The organism is Serratia sp. CY82433 (genome assembly GCF_052166535.1).
Lineage (GTDB): Bacteria > Pseudomonadota > Gammaproteobacteria > Enterobacterales > Enterobacteriaceae > Serratia > Serratia sarumanii.
Genome location: NZ_JBJNOR010000001.1, coordinates 1,082,311 through 1,107,111, shown reverse-complemented (window position 1 = coordinate 1,107,111; position 24,801 = coordinate 1,082,311). Strand labels below are relative to the sequence as shown.

Here is a 24,801-nt window from a genome sequence, read left to right as displayed (position 1 = left end):
AGCTGCTCACTACTTAAGTCGGGATTGAAAAAATATGGTTCGTTCTTGTCCATCAATAGCTCCTAGCAAACAAAAAGGCCACATTTAACGTGGCCTTTATATTCTAAATAAAACGCGCTAGTTATTTTTCAAATAAAAAACTGTCTTGGTAATCGACTAGCTTTATCACACGAATCTCAGACTGATCGAAATCAAGCTCTACCCGTTGCGATGGCTCAAATCTTTCATAATTATTAGCCAGCTTAGGGTTCGTGTTCTGATACATCTTAAATTTAGTGCCGGAGATATGTTCTAAAGATGGATGGACTCTCGAGTCGGGAACAAAAAATATTGTTTCCTCGCCTGACACCCTTGGAGTGATGTCTAAGATCTCACCCTCAGGTGATTTATAAAGACAATGCGCCTCCCCCTCAATCAGGGTTGAGCTTTCCCATATCATCCAGCCTAAAACCGGCTCTCCCCCACCATTATCCCTAATCATTTTGGCTACATTGTAATAGCACTCACCCGCCAAAGGGGAAAAAGATTTCGGTAATGTTAATCTGAAATAGCTACCTGAAACAGATGAAGTTGGAAAGATTTTTTTTAAAAGCCTGGATACATTTGCACTCATAATTGTAGGTGTTGTTGGTTCATGAAGGTGAAACAAACCATCAAACCCGTTTAACATATGCATACGCGGTTACCTATTAATTTCAGGGATTAATAGGATACATATGTACATAGGCTAAAATCTATAAATTTTTACAAAACCCTATAAATCTCACAATAAAAAAACCCGCACGATGGCGGGTTTCTTTTGAATTTGTCGCTGCGGGTACTACTTCGCGAAGCTTATCTCAATTTAACCATTTTCCGCGCAAAGTCAACGATAAAATCGCTCACTATTCACCTCAAATGCCTCACTCATCGGACTGTAAAGCAAGAATTCGGCCGTTTTCACCCACACCGCGACGCGCGTCTCGCAGGTGCGCATGCTCCAATCAGGGCGACAATCATGCAGATCTGCAGCCATCTCCTTCAGGCTTTTTCCTTTCCCGATATAGCGCTGCTGAATGATAAATTTCAGCCCTGGGTAATCCAGCAGAACGGCACCGATCACCCGATCCATAATCGCCGCCTCAGAATCAGTGCAAAATGCCAGGCTGCTTTTTTGCTTCCCCTCCAGAATGTCGAGCAGGTACTGGCGTAATTCTTCCTGCTCACATCCCGCCTTTTTCAACTGATTGAGCGCCTGGGTGATCGCCGCTTTTGTCACCTTGTTGCTCGTCAGTAGTCGGTTGAACATGTTGCCGGCCCTGCCGAAACTTTCCATCCCTGACCACCGGCCCCACATTTTCAGCCGCCCTTGTATCCAAACGCGCTCCAGTGCACGCAAATGCAGTTCTTTGCCGTCGCCTTTACCGATGTTGTCGGGGTAGATCATAGCTTTCCTTCCTTTCTCAAAATTTCTTGCGTGCGCATGACGCCTTCGGCGTGCATCAGTCGAGCATCGTTCGCGTCGATAAGGCGTGTACGGCGGTCTATTTCATCGTGGCAGGCGCTGCAGGCCCACGCCGCCTGTGTGTCGTCCGGCTTTATTGCCGTGCCGCAGGTGCCGGCCAGCCGGTAATGTGCGGCGACGGTTGTTTCTGGGTTTCGGTTACAGATGCCGGGGATCCTGATTTGGCAATCACGGCCGCGGGCCTCGTCGGTCAGTTTGCTCATGCTGCATAATCCATAAGCTGAGCCGCGGCGTTCTCTGCCTCGGCGATGGTTGGGAAGGATTTGTTTAAGATGAAGGTCCACAGCGCGTTAAGCGCTGCCTGGTAAAGGTCGTTAAATTCGAGGTCGTCCATTTTTGCGAATGAGATCGAACGCGGCTCGCGCAGGGTCGAACCGTCGGGGAGTTCAAAAAGGTCATAATGCCCTGCTTCGACGGTCACCCATCGGCGGAAAGCGTGGAAGGATTTTGCAATCGTCAGCCGTTCGGCGCGCTTCTCGGCCACCAACTTTAGGTATTCGTCCGCCAGCGCATAGAACACGCCAGCATCGTCAACATGGCGCGCCAGGCGGTTGATATACCCGCGGAGAAATTTGCGCTCAAACGTTGATACTGCGCCGCCAGTCGGGGTCCAGTATTCAAAACCAAGATTCAGGAGTGAGAAAAATTTGCGGTGCAGTCCGGGATTCCGGGCGCGCTTAAACTCGCCAGTGACAACCCCCCCCAGCTTGAGTTTGTTCGTGACGAAATCGACCGTGTCGGGCGTTGCCGGCACGAGGATCCCGCCTTGGGATTTGTAAAACGAATACTGCGCCATTTTAGTCTCCGTGGTGGCGCAGCAGGTGATCAGCTGTTCAGGCTGATGAAACGATTATATCACTTTCTCCGGACGTCGTAGCCCATACGTCGGAGCAGCACAATCATGAGCTCAGTATCGGCGACGATCTGGCTCTCCTTCAGCGGTAAAACCGCAGTTATCGCCCCGTGGGTCATGTAAACCAGCGCCCGACCATTCTCGGGCAAAATATGAGCAACATCTTGTTTTACATCCATTATATTTTTCTCCGACATTCTCGGATTCACTTCGTGCTTTAATTATTACACCAAAATACTGTATATATAAACAGTAAATTGTATGATGTGCAGCAAAACAAAAACCCGCCGGAGCGGGTTTGAGAGTTAGTCGTACTTAAGAATCTTGCCAACTGTATCAGCACAGCCGCACCGACAAAAAGAGTTGGATTACGCATAAAAAAACCCGGCACAGAGCCAGGTTTTAAGTAACGCGCTGCCTCAGGCAGCTTTTTTAGCAGAGCAGTCGCACAGTGGAATCGGGAAAGGTCTCCCTTTCTTAGCGTGACGCACCACACCGTCAACACAAGTTGTGTAGCGGAAGATGATTTCACACGTATTACCACATTTGCGACAGGTTCCCATAGCCATAGCCATCATTCCCTGCATACCTGTAAACCCATACAGATTGCGCTTTGTTGGGAGAACCACTATACTCCGACTGTCAAATCCAAGTGTAGCGGTGGGTTGCCTCCATACACTCCGGTGAGTTTTGCAGACTCGCCGACCCCGAAGCCCTGTTTGCAGCAGGGCTTTTTTACAAGAAATCAAAAGCTAATTGATTCATGTAAAAACCTATTTCGCTTAACACCACTTCAGCAAAAGTATCTGCTTGCCACTCGGCATCCTCAATTTCTTGAGGGGGCTTCTTCGAGTTGTGCAGTACAGCCCTATGCCCCAGAACCAAATGCCCTAGCTCATGAAAAAGCACAAACAATGCTTCCCTCTCTCCTTCACAAGCTAATTCGTAAATCTTATTAGGGACACTGATTGTCAATGTGTTTGGATCATAGTGTCCGGTTGTTAACCCGTACGTCATTTTCTCCCATGTTTTGTCTTCAATAATACTTAAGACAATCCCAAACTCACTGAGTTTTTCAAAAACCAAGTCTAATTTTCTCTTCTTTTTCATCTTGTTAAGGTCGAAAAAGAGAGTGAAGTTTATTGCGTGGTTTCTGACGTCTATCATGCTCATTGGTGCAACACGGTTTCCACGTAACACATAAGATGATGGCTCCAATCCTTAATCCCCATTATTGTTAATGTTTTTCATTAGCTCAGCAATCCTCTTTAGCTGATCAGGAGTCAGAGGGGATTTCGCAAATCCTGCAACGAGCATTTGCTGATTCTGAGACAATCCATCCAGGGAGACATATTCGTTAGAAACGTCTGCCAGTTGTTGTAAATCCTCGAGTTCAAGTCCACGGGCTTTGAAGAAAGCCTGTATGTCCTTAACCCATTTCTTAGGTATCTTTTTACTGCCGGTCTCCAGACCACTCAGGAAAGCAGAAGTAACACCTAACTCTTTGGACATCGTGAGTAGTGTGCAATCAGTATCTATCCTCGCTTTTCTGACGGCCTTACCGAATTCAGTGAGTGCCATAGTCGAATCCTCAGTTGCTTTAGTATGCAAGTTCTGCGCAATGCTCACTTGCTAGTTAATCCAAAATCTATGTTATCAATTTACCACACGACGAGTTTTTGTAAACCTTTTTGGTAAATTTTTTTATGCTGATGATATTGCCCACGCACACTAGCCAGCGCCTGATCAGACATTTTGTGCATGTGGCAAAACCGCAGTTCTACCGGGTTGAAATGCCACAGTGTTTTGTCCGGCCTGGTTTTCTTCCCTGCTGGCCGGAAATTAACTTCACCCAGTTCGTAGAAACGCTCATTCACACCTATCAGGTGATAGCGCGCCTTGTTCCCCTGCCCGGTCCGAATCATGTTCACGTTTGGCGACCGGAGCATCGATTTCAGCCGAATGCAGATCTGCGATCGTGTCATGCTGTTCCCTGGATGTTTTTCATGCGTTAGGGCGCTGATCTCTGCAGTCGAGAGATTTTTGCCCTGGATAAGTTCGACAAACTGCCGTGTTGTGATTCTGGTCATTGGTCATGCCTCGGTTATTTCACGTTGTTGTTACCCATGCTGGCGCGGATTCGTGCCAGCATTTCCATGCCCTTTCGCTGATAGCGTCCGTCCGTATCAGCGACTTGTGCGTCGCCCGGCGGCCTGTTCTCCAGCGCTTTTGTTTTTCGCACTGGCGGGATTGAGAATCCCATTTCCACCTGCTTTGCCCACTTCGCCAGCAGCCGGCCGGCCAGTGCGGCGAGTTCGTTGTTTCCCAGCTTGCGCTCTACGCCGGCGCGGCGGAGCTCCGGGCAAATCTGGAACAGCACCGGATGGCGCCAGTCGAAACTATCTGCGCCGTCGAAACGCCAAGATTCGTTGCGCCAGCGGCGGTATTCGGTCATGACGTCGTCCGCCGACAGGCCGAACGGGTTGGCCGTGCACTCGCCGACGATCGCAGTAAATTCCGCAAGGTCAGGCGGCCAATGGTTACCGGCGCTGCAGCGCTCCATGCACCGGCGCGCGGCGTAGGCCAATTGGTCATCTGAGAATTTCGAAATCGTCTGGCCCCAGATCGTGGATGGTGCCACCCCGTTTTTGGTCACCCAGCGGTTGGCGTAGATCCCCGCCATCGTCTCCCAGAGGAGCCAAGCCTTGTCGCTCCCGTTCTGCGTTTCGTGCGGCCCTGACCTGCTGCTGAGCGGTAGCGGCTGCTGCGGTGTATCTGGTCGCATTTGAACCTCCTGCATGCTGCTTTCGTTTGGCCGCCGCCTGGCGCTCGTAGAGCACGCTGTCGGCGAATTTCTGCTCCCACTGCGTCTGGTTAAATACCCTGCCCTCGGCTTTCCAGTACGCCTGGAAGCTCGCCAGCTCCTGCGGGGTATATCCCGGCGCCGGGCCGTCGATAATTCGGCCCCACAACGCCGCCAATCGCTGGAAATCAACCGTCGGCGCCCAGTTGGCGCTCATCGGAAACTTTCCGCATGGGTTCTCGTCGTCTTGGTCTTCCCAGGGTGTCGGCGGTGATCCCTGTCCATCTGGTGAAATTTCGCCCACTCCCGATAGAGAGAGGGGGTTATCTTTTAGATCCTTTCCCTTCCCTTCCTTTCCGTCAGTGACTTGTCCGTGATGGCTCACTGAGTTCTCATTGAATCCAGGAGGCATGGGGATGTTTGTTTTGCTGGGACGGTTTATTTTTTGGTGCTTTAAAAATCCTGAAATGTGCAAATACTGCACATCATTCACTGAGTATTCAGTGAGTAACCCATGAGTAATTAGCTCTTGGATTAGCGGTTCACAATCCATCGGATCCGCCGGGAAAACCTGCATTTTGATACGCCGAGGCGAACGCTCCAGACAGCCCTTATCATTGGCGAAATTGAACAATCCAATGAACAGCAATCGGGCTGCGATGGAACACTCCACCACCTTCTCGTCGGTCCAAAATTCTGGTTTTACGGTACGAATACGAGCCATTGGCGCTGCCTTTGCTTAGATTAAATTTCATTACCAGATTACTGGCGCCCCACATGGCGCCCTGACACGCGCGGCGCTGGCTTTCCTTTCAAACGCTGGCAGTGCTTTGCAAAACTTCGCGCCCAGACAAACAGGTCGGGCAGTTTCATGTTCGGGTTGTGGCGCTGGTGCTGTACGGCAGCCGCCGCCGACGTCGTGGCGACCGTCTCGTCGAACCGTGCCTCGCGCAGCTGCGCGGTGATCTGCTTCTGCAGGAAATCGTCGTGATTAATGGTCATTGGTCATGCCTCGGTTAATGCAGTGCGCTGTAGGCTCGCCGCAGCTCGTAGAAGCTGCGCTCTGCCTCGTCGCACTCTCTTTCAAAATCTGCCGGTGATGCGTGCAGCAGCGCGGCGGCGATCGCCTCCTGGTGTTCCTTCAGCGCGCGGATTGCCAGGTATTCGATGCTGTTACCCGCCACCAGCCGGGCGCGTAGCACCGCCGGCAGTGCTGCAAGGATCGCCGGTTGCAGTTCCTGGATTTTCTGGCGGGCGCCAGCACTATCGCTGTCGAGCCAGCGAAAAATCTGCTGCTTGTTGTTGTGCCATGCAGCATCATCAACACTGCCGTCGGCGCGTTCGATCTGCGCCAGCTGCGGTGCCTGCATTTCCAACTTGAAGTAAGCGCGGGTGATTTCTGCCGCGACCGTGCGCTGAGTGGCCTCCATGGCCCATCCGCGCAGCGCGTCGCGGATCTGCTCGTGTTTGATTTCCATAAATCATGTCCTTAGGCTGCAGGCTTGGTATCCTGCAATTCTGGTGGTAAGGCATCCTGCGGGTTTGGATAGATATCCGGCCTCAGTTGATGCGGAGTAACGGCCCAATTGAGCGCGCGGCATACGTTGATAACTTCCGCACGTGCAACGCCATTTCGGAACCATGCACTCACGGTCTGGGATTTTTTACCCAAACGGCGCCCTAACTCCGACTGGCTGCACACGCTTAGGATTTTTGCTTGTGTCGATTTGTCCATCTTGCCTCCTCATTAATTTTTCATATGACAGCAAATTTAATTTTCAATGTCAATAAAATTGGTTCGTAGCTGACCTACAAACAAATTTTGTATACTGAGGTGCTATATGGCATGAGAGGGCGAAATGATCTTCGAACAACGTCTACAGCAGGCTCTAGATGAGTCTGGAATATCCCAAGCAGAGCTAGGGCGCCGCGTTGGCGTGAATTCGCAATCCGTCAGCGGCTGGTGTTCAGGGATTTTCCCGCGCAAAGATAAGCTGGAAATGCTCCCAGAAGCCCTGGGCAAGCCTCTGTATTGGTTTTTCTTAACAGAGGAAGAAGAGAAACAGCTTGGCGACGGCAACTTAGGACGGAAGATCACCGATAAGCATCAAGAGCTTATTGACTTATTTGACCAACTTCCTGCTAGCGAGCAAGAAAACATGCTCAGTGCTTTTTCAGAGAGGCTCAAAGAGCTTGACTCATTCGTTGAGCAATATTTAAAGAGAAGAAAGAACCCATCTACCGACTAAACCTCCCTGTCGACCACTAAACCGCCTTCCAGGCGGTTTTTTTTCGCCTGCATCCAGCCTCTCCCCTTTCATCCACGTGACAGAAACCCCGATAAAATCATCATATGATAATTTAATTATCAATTTTAGATTGACGCATGATAATTTATTTTGTAGATTTTATCTCATCAAGCAGCAGCGAACAGGCAGGAAGCCCACGAAGTAGCCGCCCGGGGCGCACGAAGACCGGGATGATTCGCTAACGCAGCAGGTGAAAAACGTTCTGACAGCTGGAAAGACAGCACCGAGGCATGACCAACAGACCACTACAGCAGAGGGTTACACGATGAACGCAGCACAACGCCGAAAGGCATATCGCAAGCATCCAAAAGCCGGTGAAACCGTAATTCTTCGCGGAGTTTCCCGCCTGGTGCTGGGGCCATGCACATTCAATAGCTACACCGGAGAAGAACGCACCAAGACGTCAGTAAGCCGTGTTCGCGTGCAGATGAGCGGCGGTTCAACGGCAGCGCCTCTGATTCGCAACTTAACGTTCTAACACCCACCGCGCCCTACGGGGCGCACTGAGGCAATCATGAGCGACAGAGGTTTCTGGTTTTTGATTGTTGTCGGCGCCTGCCTCGTTTTTTGGGCCAGCGTCATCACTACTGCAGTACTGATTTAGGGAGGCGTGACCATGACCAAGATCGTCCCAAACAGCGGCAAGGCCGTCAGCCTCCGCAACACGCGCACCGGCGCGCCGTGGGTAGCATCGTTCGATTACATCCGCGGCCGCTACTGGTTCGAACCAGTCGGCAATCTACGGGCCATCAAGCGCCCTTTTGAATCCCTGCGGATCCCGCCGGAATTCGAGCCAGCCGGCACGCACTAAAGCACCACCTGAAGCAGAAGTAAAAATGCCCGAATTAATGAGCAGGACCAAACACGGCATGACCAAAGTCAGAGCGGGGTGTTCTGACATAACCACAGAGGAATAAATGATGTCTAAGTCACTGAATGAAGTAGAAAAGCAGGTTCACGTTGCCGAAGTTGTTCACCACGGCGAAAAACTGACTATTCCAGTCGGTATGGGCGTTCAGGACGCGATCGATTTGCTGGAGCGCCGCCGCGATTACCTGAGCGAGAAAGTGATCATCCGCCGCGAATTTAACGTGTTCCCGTGGGACGGCGCAAACGCATTGGCGCAGGCATTAACCAACCGTTTCGGCTGGGCAGCGGCCGAGTCCACTCCGGGGTTTTTTGGTAGCCAACCGCCAGCGATGATCAACATTGAAGTCGGGCCGAACCAAACCAAAGAAATTCCGTGGGGACGTTTCAGCCTGCCTGGCATCGATGGTTTCGTTCAGACGGATTCTGATCGCAAAGACGGCCGCATCTGCTTTGTCACAGCCGCAAAAATTCAACGTAAGGACGAAAGCGTCATCAAAGAGCTGTTTGACGATATTGCCAACATCCTTAAGCGCGGCTCCATCTACGCCGGTAAGGCCATCAAAATTCGCTTCCGCGATGACGACGGCGACCTGATCGAAATGCCAGAGCCGAAGTTCTTGGACACGTCGTCCATTAGCCGCGACATGCTGGTTTATTCCCGTGAAGTGACCGAAGCGATCGAGACCAACCTCTTCACGCCGATCGAGCGCATTACCGACTGCATCGCCAACGACATTCCGGTAAAACGCGGCGTGCTGCTGGGCGGGCCATACGGCACCGGTAAAACGATGGCGGCGACCGTAGCTTCGCGTTTGGCAATCGACAACGGCGTCACCTATCTGTACGTACCGCGCTCCGACGAGCTGGCTGACGCGATTGAGTTCGCCAAGCAGTATCAGGAAACGGCCTGTGTCATTTTCTGCGAAGACATCGACCGTGCCGTCAGCGGCGAGCGCTCCGTCGCTATGGATGACATTTTGAACATCCTCGACGGCATCGACACCAAAGCCAACAACATCATCACGGTGTTGACCACGAACCACCTGGAGAACATCAACCCTGCGATGCTCCGCCCGGGCCGACTGGACGCCATCATTAACGTGACGCCGCCGGATGCCGAAGCCGTTGAACGCCTGATCCGCCTGTATGGCAAAGACACCATTTCGGACGACGCAGATCTCCGCCCTGCTGCCGATCTGCTGGCCGGCACCATACCGGCAGTGATCGCCGAAGTAGTGAAGCGTGCGAAGTTGGTGCAGCTCCAGCTGCAGGAGCCGGGAACGAAAGTCGAGAACGTGTCCGGTACTGCCGTTCTGCGCGCCGCCGAAACCATGCAGAGCCAGATTAAGCTGCTGGCGGAGCAATCCAAACCGAAGGCCAAAGAGCCAACCTTCAATGAGGTGATGGGTCATGCCCTGTCTCATGCCCTGAACGGCACCAAGGAGCAATTGGGCGCCATGAGCAAGCGCGTTGAAGAACTGCACGACCGCGTTGTGAATTAAGCCACACCAGGGAACGGCCATATTCTGGCGCCGGAAACGTAACCGGCAACCCATTTAATTAATCTTAGAGGCATGACCATGAAAGTAACCAGCGCAACTTTAGTTTGTGAAAAAATTCACGCAGGTATTCATTCCGTATCTGAAAACGATAATGTCATTGGATATATCGCCAAGACCAAAAACGATGAATTACCTGTGGGTGCAGTTTTAGCAGACGGAACCGATCTCGGTGAATTTGATTGCCCTGACTGCGCAGTAAAAGAAATTTATCGCAAAGCAAACAATATTACTGACGGCCATTTAATTACTGGCGATGAAGAGAAAAAAATGCTTTTGGCCTTCATGATGGCAATGCTTGGCGGCTCAGCAGAACGCACAACCCACTAATTGCTGTGTGTAGTCTTCCCCGCCATCGCTGGCGGGGCTTTTTCAAATATTGAAATGCGCCATGCGTTTCCCTCCCGGGGCGTCAACTCGCAGGGTGCATTTCAATAAATAAAATAGAGGGTTTATATAATGCAAACTTTCAATACTGAATTAGCAATTGAGGCTCAGAGCCAATATTGCAATGACAACCGCCTTCCGAATTTCTCGCCAATTGATGGGGTTTGTTACCGTTGCAACAAAGATGTTTATGTTCCAGTTGAGAATAAATACGGCGACTTTGTCTCCGGAATCTCCGTAGAAAAGGCAGCGAGCACCCACATTATTGATTGTCCGCACTGCCGAATGAGTTATTGCGATTAAAAGTAAAAAGGCCCGCACAAGGCGGGCCAGTCTACCGGCTTAACGTCCCGGTGACGGGCTGCCAGGGGACCAACCCTAACAGCCGAGGCATGACCAATGACCACATCGAGGATGCAGCACCGATCGGCCTGCATTCTACCTAAAACTCAGGAGAATTGCACAATGCAAAACGTCTACGCCTACCACTTAAAGGCAAAGCAAAAGTCAGGGAAACCCTCGCTTTTCATCTGGTTTGAAGCAAAGAACGATGCGCGAGCAAAGCGTGACCTCGAAAACCACATCGAGGACGCTGAGCTGGATCAATCCGCTTACTTCAAGCCGGTGCGCACCAATTACCCAGTTGTTGACGATCTGCCGCCAGAGGCTGCGTTCTGTGATACCTGGTGCCTGCGCTATAAGCTCGACGATAACCTGTCGTGGCAGGTCATCCCTGCGACTGATCGCGAACAAGTGCAGGAGCAGCACAAACCTGCAGGTGATGCAGGAGCGGCAAACGAGGCTACCAATGACGGCGGAGAGCCAGCCCACGGGCAAGAGCCGAGAGCGTACTTCGCAAAAATGAGCGCTGACACGCGGGCTGTCGCCGTCATCCTGCACGGCTTCGAGGTGATCGACACCGTGCTGAGTAAATCGCAGATGACCAATGTCATCAACACCGCGTTGAGCGGCGAATCCGCTTATATCGCCGATATGCTGCAGGCTCTTCGCCTGCCTGCCGTTTCCTGCATGGATCCTGAGCGTTTCGCGGCTTTCGTTGCCGGGGTCGCGCGTCGCTATGAAGAAACCGATCCTGAATCGACTTTCATCAACATTCGCAAGTACGTTGAGCAGTTGCTGACACCGGCCCCGGAGCCGGAAGCAGAAACAACGAAAACCGTACATAAACGCGGCTATACCCAAACACATGACGCCCTTGATCGTGAGATCGCCTGTGCGCTGTGGGTGGGTGATGTCGACTGCCAAAATATCGCCGGTGAGATCGATCGCTGGGCGCAGAAAAAAATAAAAAACGATGACGAGGACTTTAAGCGCTGGTCAATGGCGCTGCGCGCTACCCCGAACATCCTCAAATACAGCCGTGAAACAATTTTCGGCGTGATCCGCAATGTTCCATCGTCTGATATGTACCACTTCCCCGCCACACTCCGCGGCTGGATTGAGAAATATTTGTCTGAGCATGGCGTCTATGAATTCGGCGCGGCGCCGGATGCCGTGCATTTGGTTGCAGAGCCAGAGCCAGAGCCAGAGCCAGAGCCAGAGCCAGAGCCAGAGCCAGAGCCAGAGCCAGAGCCAGAGCCAGAGCCAGAGCCAGAGCCAGAGCCAGAGCCAGAGCTTGTCAGTTTAGGCGGTGGCCGCTTCGATGCGTCCAGTCTTTTCGAAGCCTCTCCGCTGGCTGCAGTGCAGGTTGATAGCGAGCCGAGCAAAGATACCGAGCAGCAGCCGACGCCAGCGCAAACATGCAACGATGACTCAAACGACGGTGAAAAAACGGAAGTAGCGCAGCGGCAAGAAAGTGAGCCTGCAGCAGATTGCGCGCAGGCGTATTTCGAGCCAGGCCGTTACGCTGATATTTCAAACACAGCCTATCACGCTGCGAACGGCATCAGCAGTACACAGGTGAAGGACGCGCGCATCAGCCTGATGTATTACCACGGGCGCCACGTCATCAAAACGATCGGCCGGGAACGCAGCGACGCGCTGACGTTCGGCTCGCTGGTGCACACGCTGGCGCTTGAGCCAGAGAATCTGGAGCGAGATTTCAACGTAGAGCCGATTATCCCGGACGGCGCTTTCACGAATACCGCCTCAATGCGCGCATTTATTGAACAGCACAACGAAACGCTGCCGAAAATGGCGGATACGGACACTCTGCGCACCGTCATTGATGAACACAACGCGAAGCTGCCAACACCTTACGCGCTGGGCGGTAATGCGGACGAAATAGGCCGAATTTACTCCCTGCTGCCGCCGGAATTCCAGACCATTCCTGACGGCCAGAAATTCACCGCTACAGCTATGAAAGCCTGCATCAAAGAGTACAACAGCACGCTGCCTGAACCGCTTAAGGTCAGCGGTGGCCGCGATGCGCTACTCGAGCAGTTGGCAATCATCGATCCTGAGTTTGCGGCTCGTGAAGTTGCGATCCCGGCTCCGCTGTCGGTCAGCGGGAACAAAGAAGACATGGCGGCGCGCATCAAAACGATTCTGCCAACAGCCATCTTTGCCGACGAACTGCTCGATGCCTGGAAAAACTCTGATGACGGCCGTCAGCTGGTAACCCAGCAGCAAATGCAACACGCCAAAGCCATTCAGCGTGCGCTGTTTACCCATCCTTCAGCGGGTCCGCTACTGCAGCATGAGCAGCGTGCGGTTGAAGCAAGTTATTTCGGCTTTGATGAGGAAACCGGCCTAGAGGTCCGCGTCCGCCCTGACCTTGAGATCGATCTTAACAGCGTGCGCGTAGGTGTGGATTTGAAATCAGTCAGCATGGGCCGCGTAAAGCAAGACGCGCTGCGCGCCAAGCTGCACCGGGAAATTATCGATCGGGACTACCACCTCAGCGCCGCCATGTATAGCGACATCGCCGCCTTTGACCAGTTCTTCTGGATTTTCGTCAACAAAGACGAGGGCTATCACTGGGTAGCTATCGTCGAGGCTTCTCCTGACCTGCTTGAGCTTGGCCGGCTTGAGTACAAAAAGGCGCTGCGAGACATCAAAAACGCATTCGACACCGACACCTGGCCGGCACCGATCACCGAAGAGATCGTCGACGACTTAAACGACTATGACCAGCGCCGCATGGAAGCGCTGCGCGTTGCGTAAGGGGCAAAAACATTATGAGCAATATCAGCATTCCTGAAGAAAAAACGGCGTCGGTCACTGACTCGAACATCGCGCTGTTCAACCCGCAATACCTGACCGCTATCAACCAATTTGCGCAGGTCATGGCGAGCGGTACAGCGACGATCCCCGCCCATCTGCGAGGGAACCCGGCCGACTGCATGGCGATCGCCATGCAGGCCGCCCAGTGGCAAATGAACCCATTCGCGGTGGCTCAGAAAACTTTCATCGTGAGCGGCGTTCTCGGGTACGAGGCGCAACTGGTTAATGCGGTGATTTCCACCCGCGGGCCGCTGGTCGACCGCATCAACTATGACTGGTTCGGTCCGTGGGAAAAGGTGATCGGCAAATTTGATATTCGCAAAGGGGATAAAGGGGAGTATCGCATTCCTGGCTGGCGCCTGGCTGATGAAGAAGGGATCGGGATCCGCGTCTGGGCAACGCTGAGGGGGGAGGATAAACCACGGGAGTTAGTGCTCATGCTGGCGCAGGCCCGCACCCGCAACTCTACGCTTTGGGCTGATGATCCGCGCCAACAACTGGCCTATCTGGCAGTGAAGCGCTGGGCGCGCCTGTACTGCCCGGAAGTGATTCTCGGTGTCTACACGATCGACGAGTTGGAAAAGACGGAAGAACGCGAAATTAACCCGCAGCGCGGCGCCTCGCGCGTCAGTGTGAGCCAGCTTGCGGACGGACCTGTCGCCGCACCTGTACAGCAGAGCGCCCCGCCTGTCGATACGGATGATATTGCCGGCGGCATTCGGACAGCTATCGATCAGGCAGAAACAACAGACCAAGCCTCAAATATCCGCGCACAGGTTGAAGAGTTACGTCAAAAGCTGGGGATCGCCGCTTACACCGAGCTGAAAAACAAAGTGATTAAGCGCCACCGGCAGATCACCGCATGCGGCAGCATCAGCAGCCAGCTGAAAGACTGCCGGAGCGCCGAGGAGTTCGCCGCGGTAGAGGCGCTGGTGCGGCGGTCAGAGCGAGATCTAAGCGCCGATGACATGGAGCGTTTCCAGCTAGCGCTCGACGATATGCGCCCAGAGTTTCAGGGCTGATTTTGGAAAATCAACGCACAACGCCGGCCACGGTTAATATTGTGGCCGGTTGTGCTGAGTAGTGAGGCATGACCAATGGCTAAATGGATGACTCTCGAAGAATGGCGAGATGATAACTACACCGATAAAAAACCAAGCATCCAAACGCTCTGGCGCTGGGCGCGCAACGGAAACTTCTACCCGCCGGCGGAGAAGCACGGCAAGCAGTACCGGCTGACACCAGGGACTATTTACATCAACCCCAAGGACTTCAACCTGGGGAGAAAAATAAAGGAAGCGCAGAGCCCAAATCCAGCGAGGCTCGCGTTCATGGAGAAAGTTATCAATGGCACGGCGAAGGGAGGGTTATGACATGCGCTTACCGAAAAACCTGACATTCCGCCGAAACCGGAACGCGTTCTACTGGCGTAATCCAGTCACCAAAAAGGAGATCTCTCTCGGTCAGATTTCGCGACGCGAGGCCATCGCCCAGGCAATTGAAGCCAACCACTATATCGAACAAAATTACTCTCCCGTTCTCCTCCTGGAGAAAATTAAGGGCAGCCACGAATATACGCTAAACGCCTGGCTAGATCGGTACGATGTCCTATTCAAGCGGCGAGAACTGGCCGAGAACACATACAAAGTGCGCGCTGGCCAAATTGCCATTATCCGGGAACGCCTGGGCGACATGGTGCTGACAAAAATCACGACACGCCACATCGCCGAATTTCTCGAGTTTTGGATCGCCCAGAACAAAAAGACAATGGCCGCAACCATGCGATCGGTGCTGTCTGATATTTTCCGCGAGGCGATCGTGGAAGGTCACATCGAAAACAACCCTGTGACCCCTACCCGCGCGGCGAAAGCTGTCGTGATGCGCGAACGTCTGGAACTGAAGCAATACGGGCCGATTCGAGAGGCCGCGGAAACAATGCCGCCTTGGTTCTGCCTGGCGATGGATCTCGCGTTGGTCTCCGGCCAGCGCCGCGAGGATCTGACACAAATGCGCTTTAGCCATATCGTTGACGGACGCCTGCAGGTTGAACAAGGCAAGACGGGGGCTTTGCTCTCTCTCCCCCTTGATCTTGAACTGAAATGTATGGGCCTGCGGCTTGGCACCGTTATTGACCGATGCCGATTGGTCAGCACGACAGACTTCATGATCAGCGCCGGCATCAGGAAAAATAGCCCAGATGGTTCGATCCATCCCGACGGGCTAACGAAAAAATTTGTCGCCGCGCGGAAAGCATCAGGTTTGGAATTTCAGGAAAGCCCGCCGACGTTCCACGAGATCCGAAGCCTGTCCGGCCGCCTGTACGAAAAGCAGAACGATAAAGCATTTGCTCAAAAGCTGCTGGGGCATACAACTGAAATGATGACGCTGAAATATCTTAAAACGAGGGGGAAAGAGTACGTGATGCTGTAAAAGACCGAATATCAAAATTCGGACATATTTCGGACATTTTCGGACAAACGAAAATAAATCCTTTAAAATCAACAACTCAAAAAAAGACCGAATACGATTCCTATATTCGGTCTAGGGAAATGGCTCTTGGGAGAGAGCCGTGCGCTAAAAGTTGGCATTTAATGCAGGGCTTGTTCAGCCGTGCACTTTAAGAGTAGCCTACCGCGCCAGTTTTGCCAGCCGCCCGGCGGCCGCGTGATAGTTTCGTGACGAAATAACTATGCGGCAAATGCGCATCAATCCGCGCGCGCTGGGCAAGGCGTTGGCAAACAAGCGGTTAGTCAGCGCACAGCTTCTCGGCGCGTTCGATAAACGGCGCCAGGCTCATTTTTTTCCCCGGTTCGGCAGGGTCGTCCAGCAGGAGCACCTCCAGCGGCTGCGCACGCTGATGGCCCTTCTTCACCTGCTGCTCCGCTGCGTCGTTGAGCGGGTATTGCATCAGGGTGCTGTTATTCAGCACGAACAGCGCGCCGCCGCTGCGGCACTGCAGCGTCACTTCTTCCTTGGTGAACGCCCACTGTTTGCCGTACTCCAGTTTGGTGATGTTCACCAGTTTGTCTGCCGCCAGCGCGCCGGTCGCGGTTGCCAGCAGCGTAATGCCGAGTAATACCGATTTCATGTGTTGGCCTTAAGGTTGCTATTCACGTCGATTTTCCCGCAGCTTGCCCGGTTGCGGCAAGCCGAAATTCAAACCGGCGCATAGGTTGCAAATAAACTGACCAGCAGCAGCACCGCCACCCCCAGCCCGACTTCGAGCCAGCAGGCCAGCACCACGCCGCGCTGCGCCAGCGCCGGTACGCGGCTCATCGCCGGCACGATGGCGTAGCGATTGGCCAGCGCCACCATCACCATCAGCGCCACCAGCGCGGTTTTAATCAGCAGCAGGCGCTGATAAGGCGAGCTGAGGTTGAGCGGCCAACCGCCGAGAATGATCAGGCTGTTGACGATACCGGTGACGATCACCGCCGCCACCGCCAGGTGCCCCCAGCGCGAGAAACGGATCAGCGTGGTGATGGCGTCGCTGCGCCACTGCGGCGGCTGCAGATAGCGCAGGCAAACCAGCAGCGGCGCCAGGCTGCCGAACCAGTAGCCGGCGGCCAGCAGGTGTACCGCATGGTTGGCGCGGTGCAGCGCGCCCAGCGTGCCTTCGTGCATCGCCGCGTGGCCGATGAACGCCAGGCTGACCAGCAGCAGCGCCGAACACAGCGCCAACGCCTGCGCACGCGGCCGTTCCGGCAGCAGCAGGCTCAGGATCGCCAGCAGCGACAGCCCCAGATGCCAGCGCCACACTTCGCCGAAGGTGGTGCCGAGCACCGCCCACCAGACCTCCAGCCGCCAGGCGTCTTCCCAACCGTCGCCCATTTGCCCGGCCTGAATGGCCAGCAGCGCCACGGCGGAAAGCCCGGCAATCCAGGTGCCGGCAAGCAGCAGCGGGCGCACATCGCGGGAGAGGATCGGGGAGAGGCGCTGCGGTGACAATAAGGCGGTGAACAGACTGATGCCGAACATCAGCATCACCGCCGCAAAGTGCACCAAGCGACACAGAACGAACAGGGTCGCCAGACTCACGATCAGTTTACGGTGAAGCTGTACTGGCCTTTGGTTTTATGCCCGTCGACCGAAACCACATGCCAGCTGACGTTGTATTTGCCCGCGCTCAGCTCGCCTTCGATCGGCACATTGACCTGGGTGTTGTTGTTCGGATCGAGCTGCAGCTTGCCGGTTTTCACCACGGCGTTGTCCGGGCCGGTGATTTTCACGCCGCTGAAGTTCGGCTCGATGCCTTCGGAGAAGCTGAGGGTCAGCGCCTTCGGCGCCGGGCTGACGCTGGCGTCGGCCTTCGGCGTTTCCACTTTCAGGTGGGCGTGCGCCAGCGCTTGCTGCGAAGACAGGCCGACGAACAGGACGAAAACGGTGGAAAGCAGGCGACAAGAGGAACGAATTTTACCGATCACAGTGGTATCCCTTAACAGTAAAAGAGGGTCATAAGGGTTAAGGCCACAGCCAAGGCGATGTATCAGCGGCCCCAACCCACCGCAAATGATTGCGCCACGGGTAAACAGAAAAACGGGTTGTATCGGCTAACCCGCTGTTTTGACTCTACCATCCCTGTAGCGTATCGCGGTAAATCATAACGACCGTGCTGCGGCAAGTCGAGCGCATCACTGGCATTTTGCGATCCGGCAGCACGTATCGCCGCATAACCGCGATAAACGCAGGGTAAAAAAAACCGCGCGTCAGGCTCGCCCGCGCGCGGTTTTTCGATATTCTGGTGCGAATTAAGCCTGGCCGTTGCCGCCCTGGCCCATCGCGCCCATTTTCTTCAGATCTTTGTCGATGAAGAACAGGCCTTTGCCGCTGGTGCCCACCAGCGCCAGCTTATCCAGCACGGATTTGAACAGTTTCTCTTCTTCGTGCTGCTCCGCCACGTACCACTGTAGGAAGTTGAAGGTGGAATAATCGTGTGCGGTCATGGCGGCGTGCGCCAGTTCGTTGATCTGACGGGTGATCAGCTGTTCGTGTTCGTAGGTCTGCTGGAACACGTCCGCCAGCGATTCGAACGCCACCGGCGGCGCGGCGATGCTGCCCAGCAGCGGCAAAGAGCCGGTGTCGCTCAGGTAGTCGAACAGGCGTTGCATATGCTGCATCTCTTCCTGAGAGTGCTCTTTAAGAAATGCGGCGGCGCCTTCAAAGCCTTTATCGCTGCACCATGCGCTCATCTGCAGGTACAGGTTGGCGGAGTAGAACTCCAGATTCAGTTGCTCATTCAGCTTTTGAGTCATTTCTTGCGTCAGCATAATGATTCCTTTTATTTTGCAGGTCATGAATTTAATTTCCGCGCATTATGCCCTGCTGTCGTAAAAATAAAAACACCTTATTCACACCCGATCAGTATTAATTATTTATTTAATTAAAATCAATCACATAAAAACATATTTAGATTCACGCTAATTATTATGATAATTATTCCCATCTTTTATTTTAATCAAAAAGCGAATCATTCTTATTTAAAAGAATAAATAGATTGCATTACTCTTTGGAAAATATCGTCCGCCGCGGCGGCGCTACGGGCTTGCCAAGCGTCGCCGGGTGGATTACCTTCTGCGCAGGTTCAATGCGGCAAAGTAAGTAAGGAGCATAGCGTGGGTTACAATCTGGCCGAGCTGTCCAAAGAAGAGATGGACAGGGTGAACGTGGATCTCGCCGCCTCAGGCGTGGCGTACAAAGAGCGCTACAACATGCCGGTGATCCCGGAAGTGGTGGAGCGCGAGCAGCCGGAACCGCTGCGCGACTATTTTCGCGAGCGTGTGGCGCACTACCGCGCGGAATCCCACAAGTTTTCGCGCCTGCCGTACGAGCCGAAGGCCAAATAACAAAACCCGCCGTTACGGCGGGTTTTTTGCGTCACTTGCCGGCGAACCGGTCGGTGGCGATCATCAGCTGGTGCAAGATGCCCGGCTCGTCATACGAATGCCCCGCCCCTTCCACGATATGCAATTCCGCTTCCGGCCAGGCCTTGGCCAGATCCCAGGCGTTCTGCACCTGGCAGGCCATATCATAGCGGCCGTGGACGATCACCGCCGGGATATGGCGGATCAGCGGCACGTTGCGCAGCAGCTGGTCATCGCTCTCCAGGAAGCCCAGATGGGTGAAATAGTGGTTTTCAATGCGGGCGAACGCCAGCGCGAAATCATCCTCGCCGAACGAAGCGGATTCGCGGCTCGGCAACAGCGTGACCGTCTCCCCTTCCCACACGCTCCACAGCTTGGCCGCTTCAAGTTGCACCTGCGGATCGGCCGAGGTCAGCCGCTGCCGGTAGGCGGCGATCACGTCTTTACGCTCTTCATCCGACAGAATGGACAGCACGCGCTCCCATTTGTCCGGGAAGAAGCGTGACGCGCCGTCTTGGTAATACCAATGCAGCTCCTGCTTGCGCAGGGTGAAGATGCCGCGCAGCACCATTTCACTGACGCGCTCCGGGTGGGTCTGCGCATAGGCGAGCGCCAGCGTCGACCCCCAGGAACCGCCAAACACCAGCCATTGATCCACGCCGGCCATTTCGCGCAGCCGCTCGATATCGGCCACCAAATGCCAGGTGGTGTTGTTGTCCAGGCTGGCGTGCGGACGGGAGCGGCCACAGCCGCGCTGATCGAACAGCAGCACCTTGTAGCGTTCGGGATCGAACAACTGGCGATGATGCGGACAGATGCCGCCGCCCGGCCCGCCGTGAATGAAGACCGCCGGCTTACCGTTCGGGTTGCCGCTCAGCTCCCAGTAGATCCGGTGGCCATCCCCAGTATCCAGCCAACCGCTGTCGTATGCCGCTAACGGCGGGTACAAACCTCGTAATTGTTCCATGGCGCTTTCCGTCTCTCTGTGAGTCATGCTTTCATCAAAGCGGAAGCCGCCCGGCAGGTCAACGGTAAAACCCGAAAACTAGAACGCGCGCCGAGAACTCGGCGCGCGTTTGCTCAAAATCGCAACGACCTGCCTACAAAATGCCCACAGGCCCTATCGGTTGAGGGGCGCATTCGCCCCCCGGGAACTCAGTTAGCCACCTTTGCGCATATGCGGCTCGCGCATCTCCTGCGCGGTTTTCGCCTCGATGCTCAGTTCCGCCGTCGGGCGCAGCAGCAGGCGCGCCAGCCCGATAGGTTCGCCGGTTTCCCGGCAGTAGCCGTACTCGCCGTTCTGCAACCTTGCCAGCGCCGCATCGATTTTCGGCAGCAGGCGGCTTTCGCGATCCAACTGGCGGAACAGCAGGCGCAGCTCCTCTTCGCGCGCCGCCTTGTCGGCTTCATCGCCCGTCGCTTCGCCGCCATCGATCTCTTTTTTCAGCTCATCGATGTGCAGCAGCAGCTTTTGCCGCTCATCTTGCAGCAGCTGGCGGAAAAACGCCCGTTGAACCGAGTTCATATAATCAGAATCCGGCATGGCCAGCAGTTGCTGCGCATCCGGTAACGTCATGACTGTCATTGCGCTCTCCCAACACCAAAAGTGTAACATTATAACATAATATTTATTTTTAGCACCCGGTCATCCAAAAACAAAATTTCACGCACAAACAGCCGGTTAAACACAATTCGCACTTTGCCGCTTGCATCCTGCCGGCTTTAGGCGGTTAATGGCTGAGCAAGCCACCCAATCATAGGTAACGAGAGGCCATCATGAGTAAGGGAATGGATAGCAAAAAGAATGCGAAGAAGAAGCCGTTGAAAACCCCAGCTGAGAAACGTGCGGAGAAACGCGCCAAAAAAGCGCATCCGTCTGGTGAGTAAGCGCCCTTCCATCCGTCATTAAACCCGCCAAGGCGGGTTTTTTATTGCCTCACAGGAGAGATGGCCGATGTCCTGCCTCACCCTTGCCGCCGCCCAATACCCCGCTGCGGCGGCCAATATCGCCTGCAACCTTGAACGTCACCTTGAATTCGTTGCGCAGGCAGCAGATCAGCAGGTACAACTGTTGGTGTTTCCCGAACTGTCGCTAAGCGGCTATGAGTTGACCGATGCTGCCGAACTGGCGCTCACGTTGGGCGATCCCCGTCTGCAACCACTCAGTGCGGCGGCACAATCGCGGCAGATGACAATCATCGTCGGCGCGCCTTTGCGCAGTGGCACGGCATTGCATATCGCCGCCTTAATCTTTCGCCCCAACGGCGCATTGAGTAGCTATACCAAACAGCATCTGCACGGCGCGGAACAGCAATACTTCTCGCCCGGTGAGGGCGGCTCGTTGCTGGAACTCCATCACCACAACATCGCACTGGCTATCTGTGCCGATACTTCGGAGCCCGGCCACGCAAGCGCCGCCGCGCTGGTGGGTGCGCACATTTATGCCGCTAGCGTGTTGGTATCTGAAGCCGGCTACGCGAAAGACAGCGACGCGCTGGCAGGCTATGCCCGACGTTATGGCATGGTCACGCTGATGGCCAACCATGCGGCACCGACCGGTGGCTGGATCCCGGCAGGCCGCAGCGCCATCTGGGATAACACGGGAGAGCTCCTGGTTGCCGCGCCGGATAACACTCCTGGGCTGATCATCGCCGACAAGACTTCCGACGGTTGGCACGGCCGCCTGCGGCGGTTAAGCTGAGGCCTGACGGCAACGCGGAGGAAAGCATGACGTTACGCGTAATAGATACCGAGACCTGCGGGCTGGACGGCGGCGTGGTGGAAGTGGCCTCCCTCGATCTGCTCGACGGCCAATTGACCAACCCGATGAGCGATCTGGTCAGCCCGGATCGCCCCATCAGCCTCGACGCGATGGCGATTCATCACATCACCGAACAGATGGTGGAAGGCAAACCGCGCATTGCGGTGGCAATCGGCCGCTATCAGGGCAGCCCCTACTATGTGGCGCACAACGCCGCTTTCGATCGCGGCGTGCTGCCGGAGATGAACGGCGCCTGGATCTGCACCCTCAAACTGGCGCGCACGCTGTATCCGGACATCAAGTACGGCAACCAATATCTGCGCTACGCGCTGAACCTGGACGTGCAGCTGCCGGCAGACGCCACGCTGTACCCGCACCGCGCGCTGTACGACTGCTACGTTACCGCCGCGCTGCTGCAACGCATCATCAAGGATTCGGGCTGGACGCCGGAGCAAATGGTGCAGATCACCGAACAACCGGTGCTGCTGAAGAAGTTCAAATTCGGCAAGTATCGCGGACAGGAGATCGATCGCATCGCCCAGGAAGATCCCGGCTATCTGCGCTGGATGCTGAAATCCATCGACGATCTGAGCCCGGACATGAAACACACGCTGAAATACTATCTGATTGGCTAACATGGCGGGCGGCGCAGGCCGCCCGCCGAATGTCGTTACTCCGCCAGCGCCAGAATGAAGGCGTACTCCAGCGCAATATCCTCATAGGCCTTGAAGCGCCCGGACTTGCCGCCGTGGCCGGCATCCATGTCGGTATACAGCAGCAGCTGCCGATCGTCGGTTTTCAGCTCGCGCAGCTTGGCCACCCACTTGGCCGGCTCCCAATACTGCACCTGCGAATCGTGCAGGCCGGTGGTCACCAGCAGATGCGGGTATGCCTGCGCCTTCACCTGATCGTACGGGCTGTACTGCTTGATGTAGTCGTAATAGGCCTGCTCGTTCGGGTTGCCCCACTCGTCGTATTCGCCGGTGGTCAGCGGGATCGACTCATCCAGCATGGTGGTCACCACGTCGACGAACGGCACCTGCGCCACCACGCCGTGGAACAGCTGAGGCGCCTGGTTGATCACCGCCCCCATCAGCAGGCCGCCGGCGCTGCCGCCCATGGCGAACACCCGCTTGCCGTCGCCGTACCCCTGGGCGACCAGCGTTTCGGTCACGTCGATAAAATCGTTGAAGGTGTTCTGCTTGTTGAACAGCTTGCCGTCTTCATACCACAGCTGCCCCAGTTCGCCGCCGCCGCGAATGTGCGCCAGCGCGAACACGAAACCACGATCCAGCAGGCTCAGGCGGCTGGCGCTGAACGCCGGATCCATGCTGCTGCCGTAGGAGCCGTAGCCGTACACCATCAACGGGTTGGCGCCGCGCTGGAAGCTGTCCTGGCGATACACCAGCGAGACCGGCACCTCGACGCCGTCGCGCGCCTTCACCCAGACTCGCTCGCTGCGGTAGTTTTCCGGCGTGAAGTTCTTCACTTCCTGCTGTTTGAGCATCGTCCGCTCGCCGCTGTCCATATTCAGCTCGTACAGCGTGGTCGGGGTGGTCATCGACGAATAGCCGTAGCGCAGCAGCGCGGTTTCCGGATCCGGGTTGTACGCCAGCCAGGTGGTGTAAGTCGGATCGTCGAAGGCGATGCGCTTCTCTTCGCCAGTCTGCCAGTGGATCTGGCGCAGCAGCGTCAGGCCGGCGCTGCGCTCCTCCACCACCAGCCAGTCGCGGAACAGGCTAAAGCCCTCCAGCATCACGTCGGCGCGCGGGGCGATCAGCGTCTGCCACTGCGCTTCGTCCGCCTGTTCGCTCTGGTACAGGCCGAAGTTCTTGCCGTCCTTGTTGGAGCGGATGTAGAAATGCTGGTGATAGTGATCGATGGCGTATTCGTGATCCTTGCGGCGCGGCACGAACAGCTGCGGCTTGGCGTCCGCACGGTCGGCGTCCAGCAGCAGGATCTCCGAGGTGGTGGTGCTGCTCAGGTGGATCAGGATAAAGCGCTCGGAGGTGGTCTTCTCCAGCCCGACGTAGAAGGTATCGTCCAGCTCTTCGTAAATCAGCTCGTCCTGCTGCGGATCGCTGCCCACCACGTGACGATAAACCTGATACGGCAACAGCGTCTTGGCGTGCTTGCGCACGTAGTACACCGTCGAGGAGTCGTTGGCCCATTCGAAGCTGACGGAGGTGTTCTCCAGCACTTCGTCCACCCAACTGCCGTCGGCCAGGTTCTTGAAGCGAATGTCATACTGGCGGCGCGACAGGAAATCCTCTGCCACCCCCAGCCGCTGGTTGTCGGGGCTGACGTCCAGCCCGCCCAGGGTGTAAAACTCGTGATTCTCGGCGCGCTGGTTGCCGTCGATAAGCACCTCCCAGCGCTCGCTCTCGGCCTGCGGCTGGCGCACGGAAATCGCGTATTCATTGCCCGGCTCATAGCGCGTCTGATAGCGATAGCCGTGGCGCACGTAAGGCACCGAATGTTCCTGCTGCGGAATGCGCGCCACCATCTCTTCGTACAGGGTTTCGCGCAGCGCCTGCTGCGGCTTCAGCATCGCATCGGTGTAGGCGTTCTCCGCCTGCAGGTAGTCCAGCACCTGGCGGTCTGCGCGCTCGTCGTCGCGCAGCCAGTAGTAGTCATCCACGCGCGTGTCGCCGTGGATGGTGATGGGATAAGGGCGTTTTTCCGCTTTCGGTGGGGTCATCATTGCT

At 55.3% G+C, this 24,801-nt stretch carries 32 protein-coding genes; 12 read left to right on the top strand and 20 right to left on the bottom strand.

The features are described from left to right. Positions 1 to 121 precede the first annotated feature (121 nt). The 13 genes from ACJ8PI_RS05475 to ACJ8PI_RS05415 form a co-directional block, all read right to left on the bottom strand. Positions 122 to 676: a hypothetical protein gene (locus tag ACJ8PI_RS05475; RefSeq protein WP_282995060.1), complete on the bottom strand. Its 555-nt coding sequence runs from the start codon at positions 674 to 676 to the stop codon at positions 122 to 124. A 189-nt stretch (positions 677 to 865) separates the two neighbouring features. Next, on the bottom strand, positions 866 to 1,426 hold the full coding sequence (locus tag ACJ8PI_RS05470) for a DUF1133 family protein (protein WP_198809296.1): 561 nt from the start codon (positions 1,424 to 1,426) through the stop codon (positions 866 to 868). Further along, on the bottom strand, positions 1,423 to 1,707 hold the full coding sequence (locus ACJ8PI_RS05465; RefSeq protein WP_060447344.1) for a DUF1364 domain-containing protein: 285 nt from the start codon (positions 1,705 to 1,707) through the stop codon (positions 1,423 to 1,425). The genes ACJ8PI_RS05470 and ACJ8PI_RS05465 overlap by 4 nt, the downstream gene beginning before the upstream one ends. Then, a complete protein-coding gene (locus ACJ8PI_RS05460; RefSeq protein ID WP_399574058.1) occupies positions 1,704 to 2,300 on the bottom strand; it encodes a DUF1367 family protein in 597 nt (198 codons plus the stop codon). The genes ACJ8PI_RS05465 and ACJ8PI_RS05460 overlap by 4 nt, the downstream gene beginning before the upstream one ends. A 59-nt stretch (positions 2,301 to 2,359) precedes the next feature. Then, positions 2,360 to 2,536, bottom strand: coding sequence for a hypothetical protein (locus ACJ8PI_RS05455; RefSeq protein WP_015377497.1), 177 nt, complete (start codon positions 2,534 to 2,536; stop codon positions 2,360 to 2,362). A gap of 556 nt (positions 2,537 to 3,092) precedes the next feature. Continuing rightward, complete coding sequence (locus ACJ8PI_RS05450) at positions 3,093 to 3,575, bottom strand: ImmA/IrrE family metallo-endopeptidase (protein ID WP_232106096.1); 483 nt, start codon at positions 3,573 to 3,575, stop codon at positions 3,093 to 3,095. A gap of 3 nt (positions 3,576 to 3,578) precedes the next feature. Further along, on the bottom strand, positions 3,579 to 3,938 hold the full coding sequence (locus ACJ8PI_RS05445) for a helix-turn-helix domain-containing protein (protein ID WP_197792281.1): 360 nt from the start codon (positions 3,936 to 3,938) through the stop codon (positions 3,579 to 3,581). Between the two features lie 80 nt (positions 3,939 to 4,018). Continuing rightward, positions 4,019 to 4,447, bottom strand: coding sequence for a hypothetical protein (locus ACJ8PI_RS05440; protein WP_399574061.1), 429 nt, complete (start codon positions 4,445 to 4,447; stop codon positions 4,019 to 4,021). Between the two features lie 14 nt (positions 4,448 to 4,461). Then, a complete protein-coding gene (locus ACJ8PI_RS05435; protein WP_442528082.1) occupies positions 4,462 to 4,920 on the bottom strand; it encodes a replication protein P in 459 nt (152 codons plus the stop codon). A gap of 28 nt (positions 4,921 to 4,948) precedes the next feature. Further along, on the bottom strand, positions 4,949 to 5,884 hold the full coding sequence (locus ACJ8PI_RS05430) for a DnaT-like ssDNA-binding domain-containing protein (RefSeq protein ID WP_147095332.1): 936 nt from the start codon (positions 5,882 to 5,884) through the stop codon (positions 4,949 to 4,951). 38 nt (positions 5,885 to 5,922) lie between these two features. After that, positions 5,923 to 6,162: a hypothetical protein gene (locus tag ACJ8PI_RS05425; RefSeq protein WP_399574065.1), complete on the bottom strand. Its 240-nt coding sequence runs from the start codon at positions 6,160 to 6,162 to the stop codon at positions 5,923 to 5,925. A gap of 14 nt (positions 6,163 to 6,176) precedes the next feature. After that, positions 6,177 to 6,638, bottom strand: a complete 462-nt coding sequence (locus ACJ8PI_RS05420) for a toxin YdaT family protein (protein WP_399574067.1) — start codon at positions 6,636 to 6,638, stop codon at positions 6,177 to 6,179. 11 nt (positions 6,639 to 6,649) lie between these two features. Continuing rightward, positions 6,650 to 6,895 carry a transcriptional regulator gene (locus ACJ8PI_RS05415; protein ID WP_072271595.1) on the bottom strand — a complete coding sequence of 82 codons (246 nt, stop codon included), beginning with the start codon at positions 6,893 to 6,895 and terminating at the stop codon, positions 6,650 to 6,652. 124 nt (positions 6,896 to 7,019) lie between these two features. On the opposite strand from ACJ8PI_RS05415, the gene ACJ8PI_RS05410 reads away from it, so the two are divergent. The 9 genes from ACJ8PI_RS05410 to ACJ8PI_RS05370 all read left to right on the top strand — a co-directional run bounded on the left by ACJ8PI_RS05410 (position 7,020) and on the right by ACJ8PI_RS05370 (position 15,901). Further along, positions 7,020 to 7,409 (top strand): helix-turn-helix domain-containing protein, encoded by a 390-nt coding sequence (locus tag ACJ8PI_RS05410; protein WP_089185812.1) that lies wholly within the window; start codon positions 7,020 to 7,022, stop codon positions 7,407 to 7,409. Between the two features lie 325 nt (positions 7,410 to 7,734). Then, on the top strand, positions 7,735 to 7,947 hold the full coding sequence (locus ACJ8PI_RS05405) for a hypothetical protein (protein ID WP_399574070.1): 213 nt from the start codon (positions 7,735 to 7,737) through the stop codon (positions 7,945 to 7,947). 138 nt (positions 7,948 to 8,085) lie between these two features. Continuing rightward, a complete protein-coding gene (locus ACJ8PI_RS05400) occupies positions 8,086 to 8,280 on the top strand; it encodes a hypothetical protein (protein ID WP_038875821.1) in 195 nt (64 codons plus the stop codon). Between the two features lie 109 nt (positions 8,281 to 8,389). Beyond that, positions 8,390 to 9,841 carry an AAA family ATPase gene (locus ACJ8PI_RS05395; RefSeq protein ID WP_399574072.1) on the top strand — a complete coding sequence of 484 codons (1,452 nt, stop codon included), beginning with the start codon at positions 8,390 to 8,392 and terminating at the stop codon, positions 9,839 to 9,841. 78 nt (positions 9,842 to 9,919) lie between these two features. Further along, the gene (locus ACJ8PI_RS05390; RefSeq protein ID WP_399574073.1) at positions 9,920 to 10,228 is read left to right on the top strand and encodes a hypothetical protein; all 309 of its coding nucleotides are present in this window, start codon (positions 9,920 to 9,922) and stop codon (positions 10,226 to 10,228) included. Positions 10,229 to 10,750: 522 nt separating this feature from the next. Then, positions 10,751 to 13,411: a RecE family exodeoxyribonuclease gene (locus tag ACJ8PI_RS05385; protein ID WP_442528081.1), complete on the top strand. Its 2,661-nt coding sequence runs from the start codon at positions 10,751 to 10,753 to the stop codon at positions 13,409 to 13,411. Positions 13,412 to 13,425: 14 nt separating this feature from the next. Then, positions 13,426 to 14,493 (top strand): RecT family recombinase, encoded by a 1,068-nt coding sequence (locus tag ACJ8PI_RS05380; protein WP_399574077.1) that lies wholly within the window; start codon positions 13,426 to 13,428, stop codon positions 14,491 to 14,493. A 75-nt stretch (positions 14,494 to 14,568) separates the two neighbouring features. Beyond that, complete coding sequence (locus ACJ8PI_RS05375; protein WP_015377485.1) at positions 14,569 to 14,844, top strand: excisionase; 276 nt, start codon at positions 14,569 to 14,571, stop codon at positions 14,842 to 14,844. After that, on the top strand, positions 14,819 to 15,901 hold the full coding sequence (locus ACJ8PI_RS05370; protein WP_060443322.1) for a tyrosine-type recombinase/integrase: 1,083 nt from the start codon (positions 14,819 to 14,821) through the stop codon (positions 15,899 to 15,901). The genes ACJ8PI_RS05375 and ACJ8PI_RS05370 overlap by 26 nt, the downstream gene beginning before the upstream one ends. Positions 15,902 to 16,217: 316 nt before the next feature. Here the strand turns inward: ACJ8PI_RS05370 and ACJ8PI_RS05365 are convergent, their stop codons facing one another. The 4 genes from ACJ8PI_RS05365 to ftnA form a co-directional block, all read right to left on the bottom strand. Next, positions 16,218 to 16,559, bottom strand: a complete 342-nt coding sequence (locus ACJ8PI_RS05365; RefSeq protein ID WP_025302452.1) for a YebY family protein — start codon at positions 16,557 to 16,559, stop codon at positions 16,218 to 16,220. A 68-nt stretch (positions 16,560 to 16,627) separates the two neighbouring features. After that, positions 16,628 to 17,509 (bottom strand): copper homeostasis membrane protein CopD, encoded by an 882-nt coding sequence (copD, locus tag ACJ8PI_RS05360; protein WP_164134134.1) that lies wholly within the window; start codon positions 17,507 to 17,509, stop codon positions 16,628 to 16,630. A gap of 2 nt (positions 17,510 to 17,511) precedes the next feature. Beyond that, positions 17,512 to 17,895, bottom strand: a complete 384-nt coding sequence (yobA, locus tag ACJ8PI_RS05355) for a CopC domain-containing protein YobA (protein ID WP_004940886.1) — start codon at positions 17,893 to 17,895, stop codon at positions 17,512 to 17,514. Between the two features lie 324 nt (positions 17,896 to 18,219). Continuing rightward, the gene (gene ftnA, locus ACJ8PI_RS05350; protein WP_025302449.1) at positions 18,220 to 18,738 is read right to left on the bottom strand and encodes a non-heme ferritin; all 519 of its coding nucleotides are present in this window, start codon (positions 18,736 to 18,738) and stop codon (positions 18,220 to 18,222) included. A gap of 345 nt (positions 18,739 to 19,083) precedes the next feature. On the opposite strand from ftnA, the gene ACJ8PI_RS05345 reads away from it, so the two are divergent. Continuing rightward, a complete protein-coding gene (locus tag ACJ8PI_RS05345; RefSeq protein ID WP_033642715.1) occupies positions 19,084 to 19,314 on the top strand; it encodes a DNA polymerase III subunit theta in 231 nt (76 codons plus the stop codon). 31 nt (positions 19,315 to 19,345) lie between these two features. On the opposite strand, the gene pip is transcribed toward ACJ8PI_RS05345, so the two are convergent. Beyond that, positions 19,346 to 20,299: a prolyl aminopeptidase gene (gene pip, locus ACJ8PI_RS05340; protein ID WP_164134133.1), complete on the bottom strand. Its 954-nt coding sequence runs from the start codon at positions 20,297 to 20,299 to the stop codon at positions 19,346 to 19,348. Between the two features lie 192 nt (positions 20,300 to 20,491). After that, positions 20,492 to 20,917, bottom strand: a complete 426-nt coding sequence (gene dksA, locus ACJ8PI_RS05335; RefSeq protein ID WP_033638066.1) for an RNA polymerase-binding protein DksA — start codon at positions 20,915 to 20,917, stop codon at positions 20,492 to 20,494. A 369-nt stretch (positions 20,918 to 21,286) separates the two neighbouring features. Between dksA and ACJ8PI_RS05330 the strand changes: the two genes are divergently transcribed. Next, on the top strand, positions 21,287 to 22,033 hold the full coding sequence (locus ACJ8PI_RS05330) for a carbon-nitrogen hydrolase family protein (protein WP_164134132.1): 747 nt from the start codon (positions 21,287 to 21,289) through the stop codon (positions 22,031 to 22,033). A gap of 26 nt (positions 22,034 to 22,059) precedes the next feature. Further along, entirely contained in the window at positions 22,060 to 22,728 is a 669-nt protein-coding gene (exoX, locus tag ACJ8PI_RS05325) for an exodeoxyribonuclease X (protein WP_004928833.1), read from the top strand. Positions 22,729 to 22,763: 35 nt separating this feature from the next. On the opposite strand, the gene ACJ8PI_RS05320 is transcribed toward exoX, so the two are convergent. Beyond that, a complete protein-coding gene (locus tag ACJ8PI_RS05320) occupies positions 22,764 to 24,797 on the bottom strand; it encodes a S9 family peptidase (RefSeq protein ID WP_164134131.1) in 2,034 nt (677 codons plus the stop codon). Positions 24,798 to 24,801: the final 4 nt, after the last annotated feature.

Excerpts from the sequence above, each read along its gene's own strand:
- ACJ8PI_RS05475 (WP_282995060.1), bottom strand. The coding sequence starts at position 676 with ATGCATATGTTAAACGGGTTTGATGGTTTGTTTCACCTTCATGAACCA.
- ACJ8PI_RS05470 (WP_198809296.1), bottom strand. The coding sequence starts at position 1,426 with ATGATCTACCCCGACAACATCGGTAAAGGCGACGGCAAAGAACTGCAT.
- ACJ8PI_RS05465 (WP_060447344.1), bottom strand. The coding sequence starts at position 1,707 with ATGAGCAAACTGACCGACGAGGCCCGCGGCCGTGATTGCCAAATCAGG.
- ACJ8PI_RS05460 (WP_399574058.1), bottom strand. The coding sequence starts at position 2,300 with ATGGCGCAGTATTCGTTTTACAAATCCCAAGGCGGGATCCTCGTGCCG.
- ACJ8PI_RS05455 (WP_015377497.1), bottom strand. The coding sequence starts at position 2,536 with ATGGATGTAAAACAAGATGTTGCTCATATTTTGCCCGAGAATGGTCGG.
- ACJ8PI_RS05445 (WP_197792281.1), bottom strand. The coding sequence starts at position 3,938 with ATGGCACTCACTGAATTCGGTAAGGCCGTCAGAAAAGCGAGGATAGAT.
- ACJ8PI_RS05440 (WP_399574061.1), bottom strand. The coding sequence starts at position 4,447 with ATGACCAGAATCACAACACGGCAGTTTGTCGAACTTATCCAGGGCAAA.
- ACJ8PI_RS05435 (WP_442528082.1), bottom strand. The coding sequence starts at position 4,920 with ATGGAGCGCTGCAGCGCCGGTAACCATTGGCCGCCTGACCTTGCGGAA.
- ACJ8PI_RS05430 (WP_147095332.1), bottom strand. The coding sequence starts at position 5,884 with ATGGCTCGTATTCGTACCGTAAAACCAGAATTTTGGACCGACGAGAAG.
- ACJ8PI_RS05425 (WP_399574065.1), bottom strand. The coding sequence starts at position 6,162 with ATGACCATTAATCACGACGATTTCCTGCAGAAGCAGATCACCGCGCAG.
- ACJ8PI_RS05420 (WP_399574067.1), bottom strand. The coding sequence starts at position 6,638 with ATGGAAATCAAACACGAGCAGATCCGCGACGCGCTGCGCGGATGGGCC.
- ACJ8PI_RS05415 (WP_072271595.1), bottom strand. The coding sequence starts at position 6,895 with ATGGACAAATCGACACAAGCAAAAATCCTAAGCGTGTGCAGCCAGTCG.
- ACJ8PI_RS05410 (WP_089185812.1), top strand. The coding sequence starts at position 7,020 with ATGATCTTCGAACAACGTCTACAGCAGGCTCTAGATGAGTCTGGAATA.
- ACJ8PI_RS05405 (WP_399574070.1), top strand. The coding sequence starts at position 7,735 with ATGAACGCAGCACAACGCCGAAAGGCATATCGCAAGCATCCAAAAGCC.
- ACJ8PI_RS05400 (WP_038875821.1), top strand. The coding sequence starts at position 8,086 with ATGACCAAGATCGTCCCAAACAGCGGCAAGGCCGTCAGCCTCCGCAAC.
- ACJ8PI_RS05395 (WP_399574072.1), top strand. The coding sequence starts at position 8,390 with ATGTCTAAGTCACTGAATGAAGTAGAAAAGCAGGTTCACGTTGCCGAA.
- ACJ8PI_RS05390 (WP_399574073.1), top strand. The coding sequence starts at position 9,920 with ATGAAAGTAACCAGCGCAACTTTAGTTTGTGAAAAAATTCACGCAGGT.
- ACJ8PI_RS05385 (WP_442528081.1), top strand. The coding sequence starts at position 10,751 with ATGCAAAACGTCTACGCCTACCACTTAAAGGCAAAGCAAAAGTCAGGG.
- ACJ8PI_RS05380 (WP_399574077.1), top strand. The coding sequence starts at position 13,426 with ATGAGCAATATCAGCATTCCTGAAGAAAAAACGGCGTCGGTCACTGAC.
- ACJ8PI_RS05375 (WP_015377485.1), top strand. The coding sequence starts at position 14,569 with ATGGCTAAATGGATGACTCTCGAAGAATGGCGAGATGATAACTACACC.
- ACJ8PI_RS05370 (WP_060443322.1), top strand. The coding sequence starts at position 14,819 with ATGGCACGGCGAAGGGAGGGTTATGACATGCGCTTACCGAAAAACCTG.
- ACJ8PI_RS05365 (WP_025302452.1), bottom strand. The coding sequence starts at position 16,559 with ATGAAATCGGTATTACTCGGCATTACGCTGCTGGCAACCGCGACCGGC.
- ftnA (WP_025302449.1), bottom strand. The coding sequence starts at position 18,738 with ATGCTGACGCAAGAAATGACTCAAAAGCTGAATGAGCAACTGAATCTG.
- pip (WP_164134133.1), bottom strand. The coding sequence starts at position 20,299 with ATGGAACAATTACGAGGTTTGTACCCGCCGTTAGCGGCATACGACAGC.
- dksA (WP_033638066.1), bottom strand. The coding sequence starts at position 20,917 with ATGACAGTCATGACGTTACCGGATGCGCAGCAACTGCTGGCCATGCCG.
- ACJ8PI_RS05330 (WP_164134132.1), top strand. The coding sequence starts at position 21,287 with ATGTCCTGCCTCACCCTTGCCGCCGCCCAATACCCCGCTGCGGCGGCC.
- exoX (WP_004928833.1), top strand. The coding sequence starts at position 22,060 with ATGACGTTACGCGTAATAGATACCGAGACCTGCGGGCTGGACGGCGGC.
- ACJ8PI_RS05320 (WP_164134131.1), bottom strand. The coding sequence starts at position 24,797 with ATGATGACCCCACCGAAAGCGGAAAAACGCCCTTATCCCATCACCATC.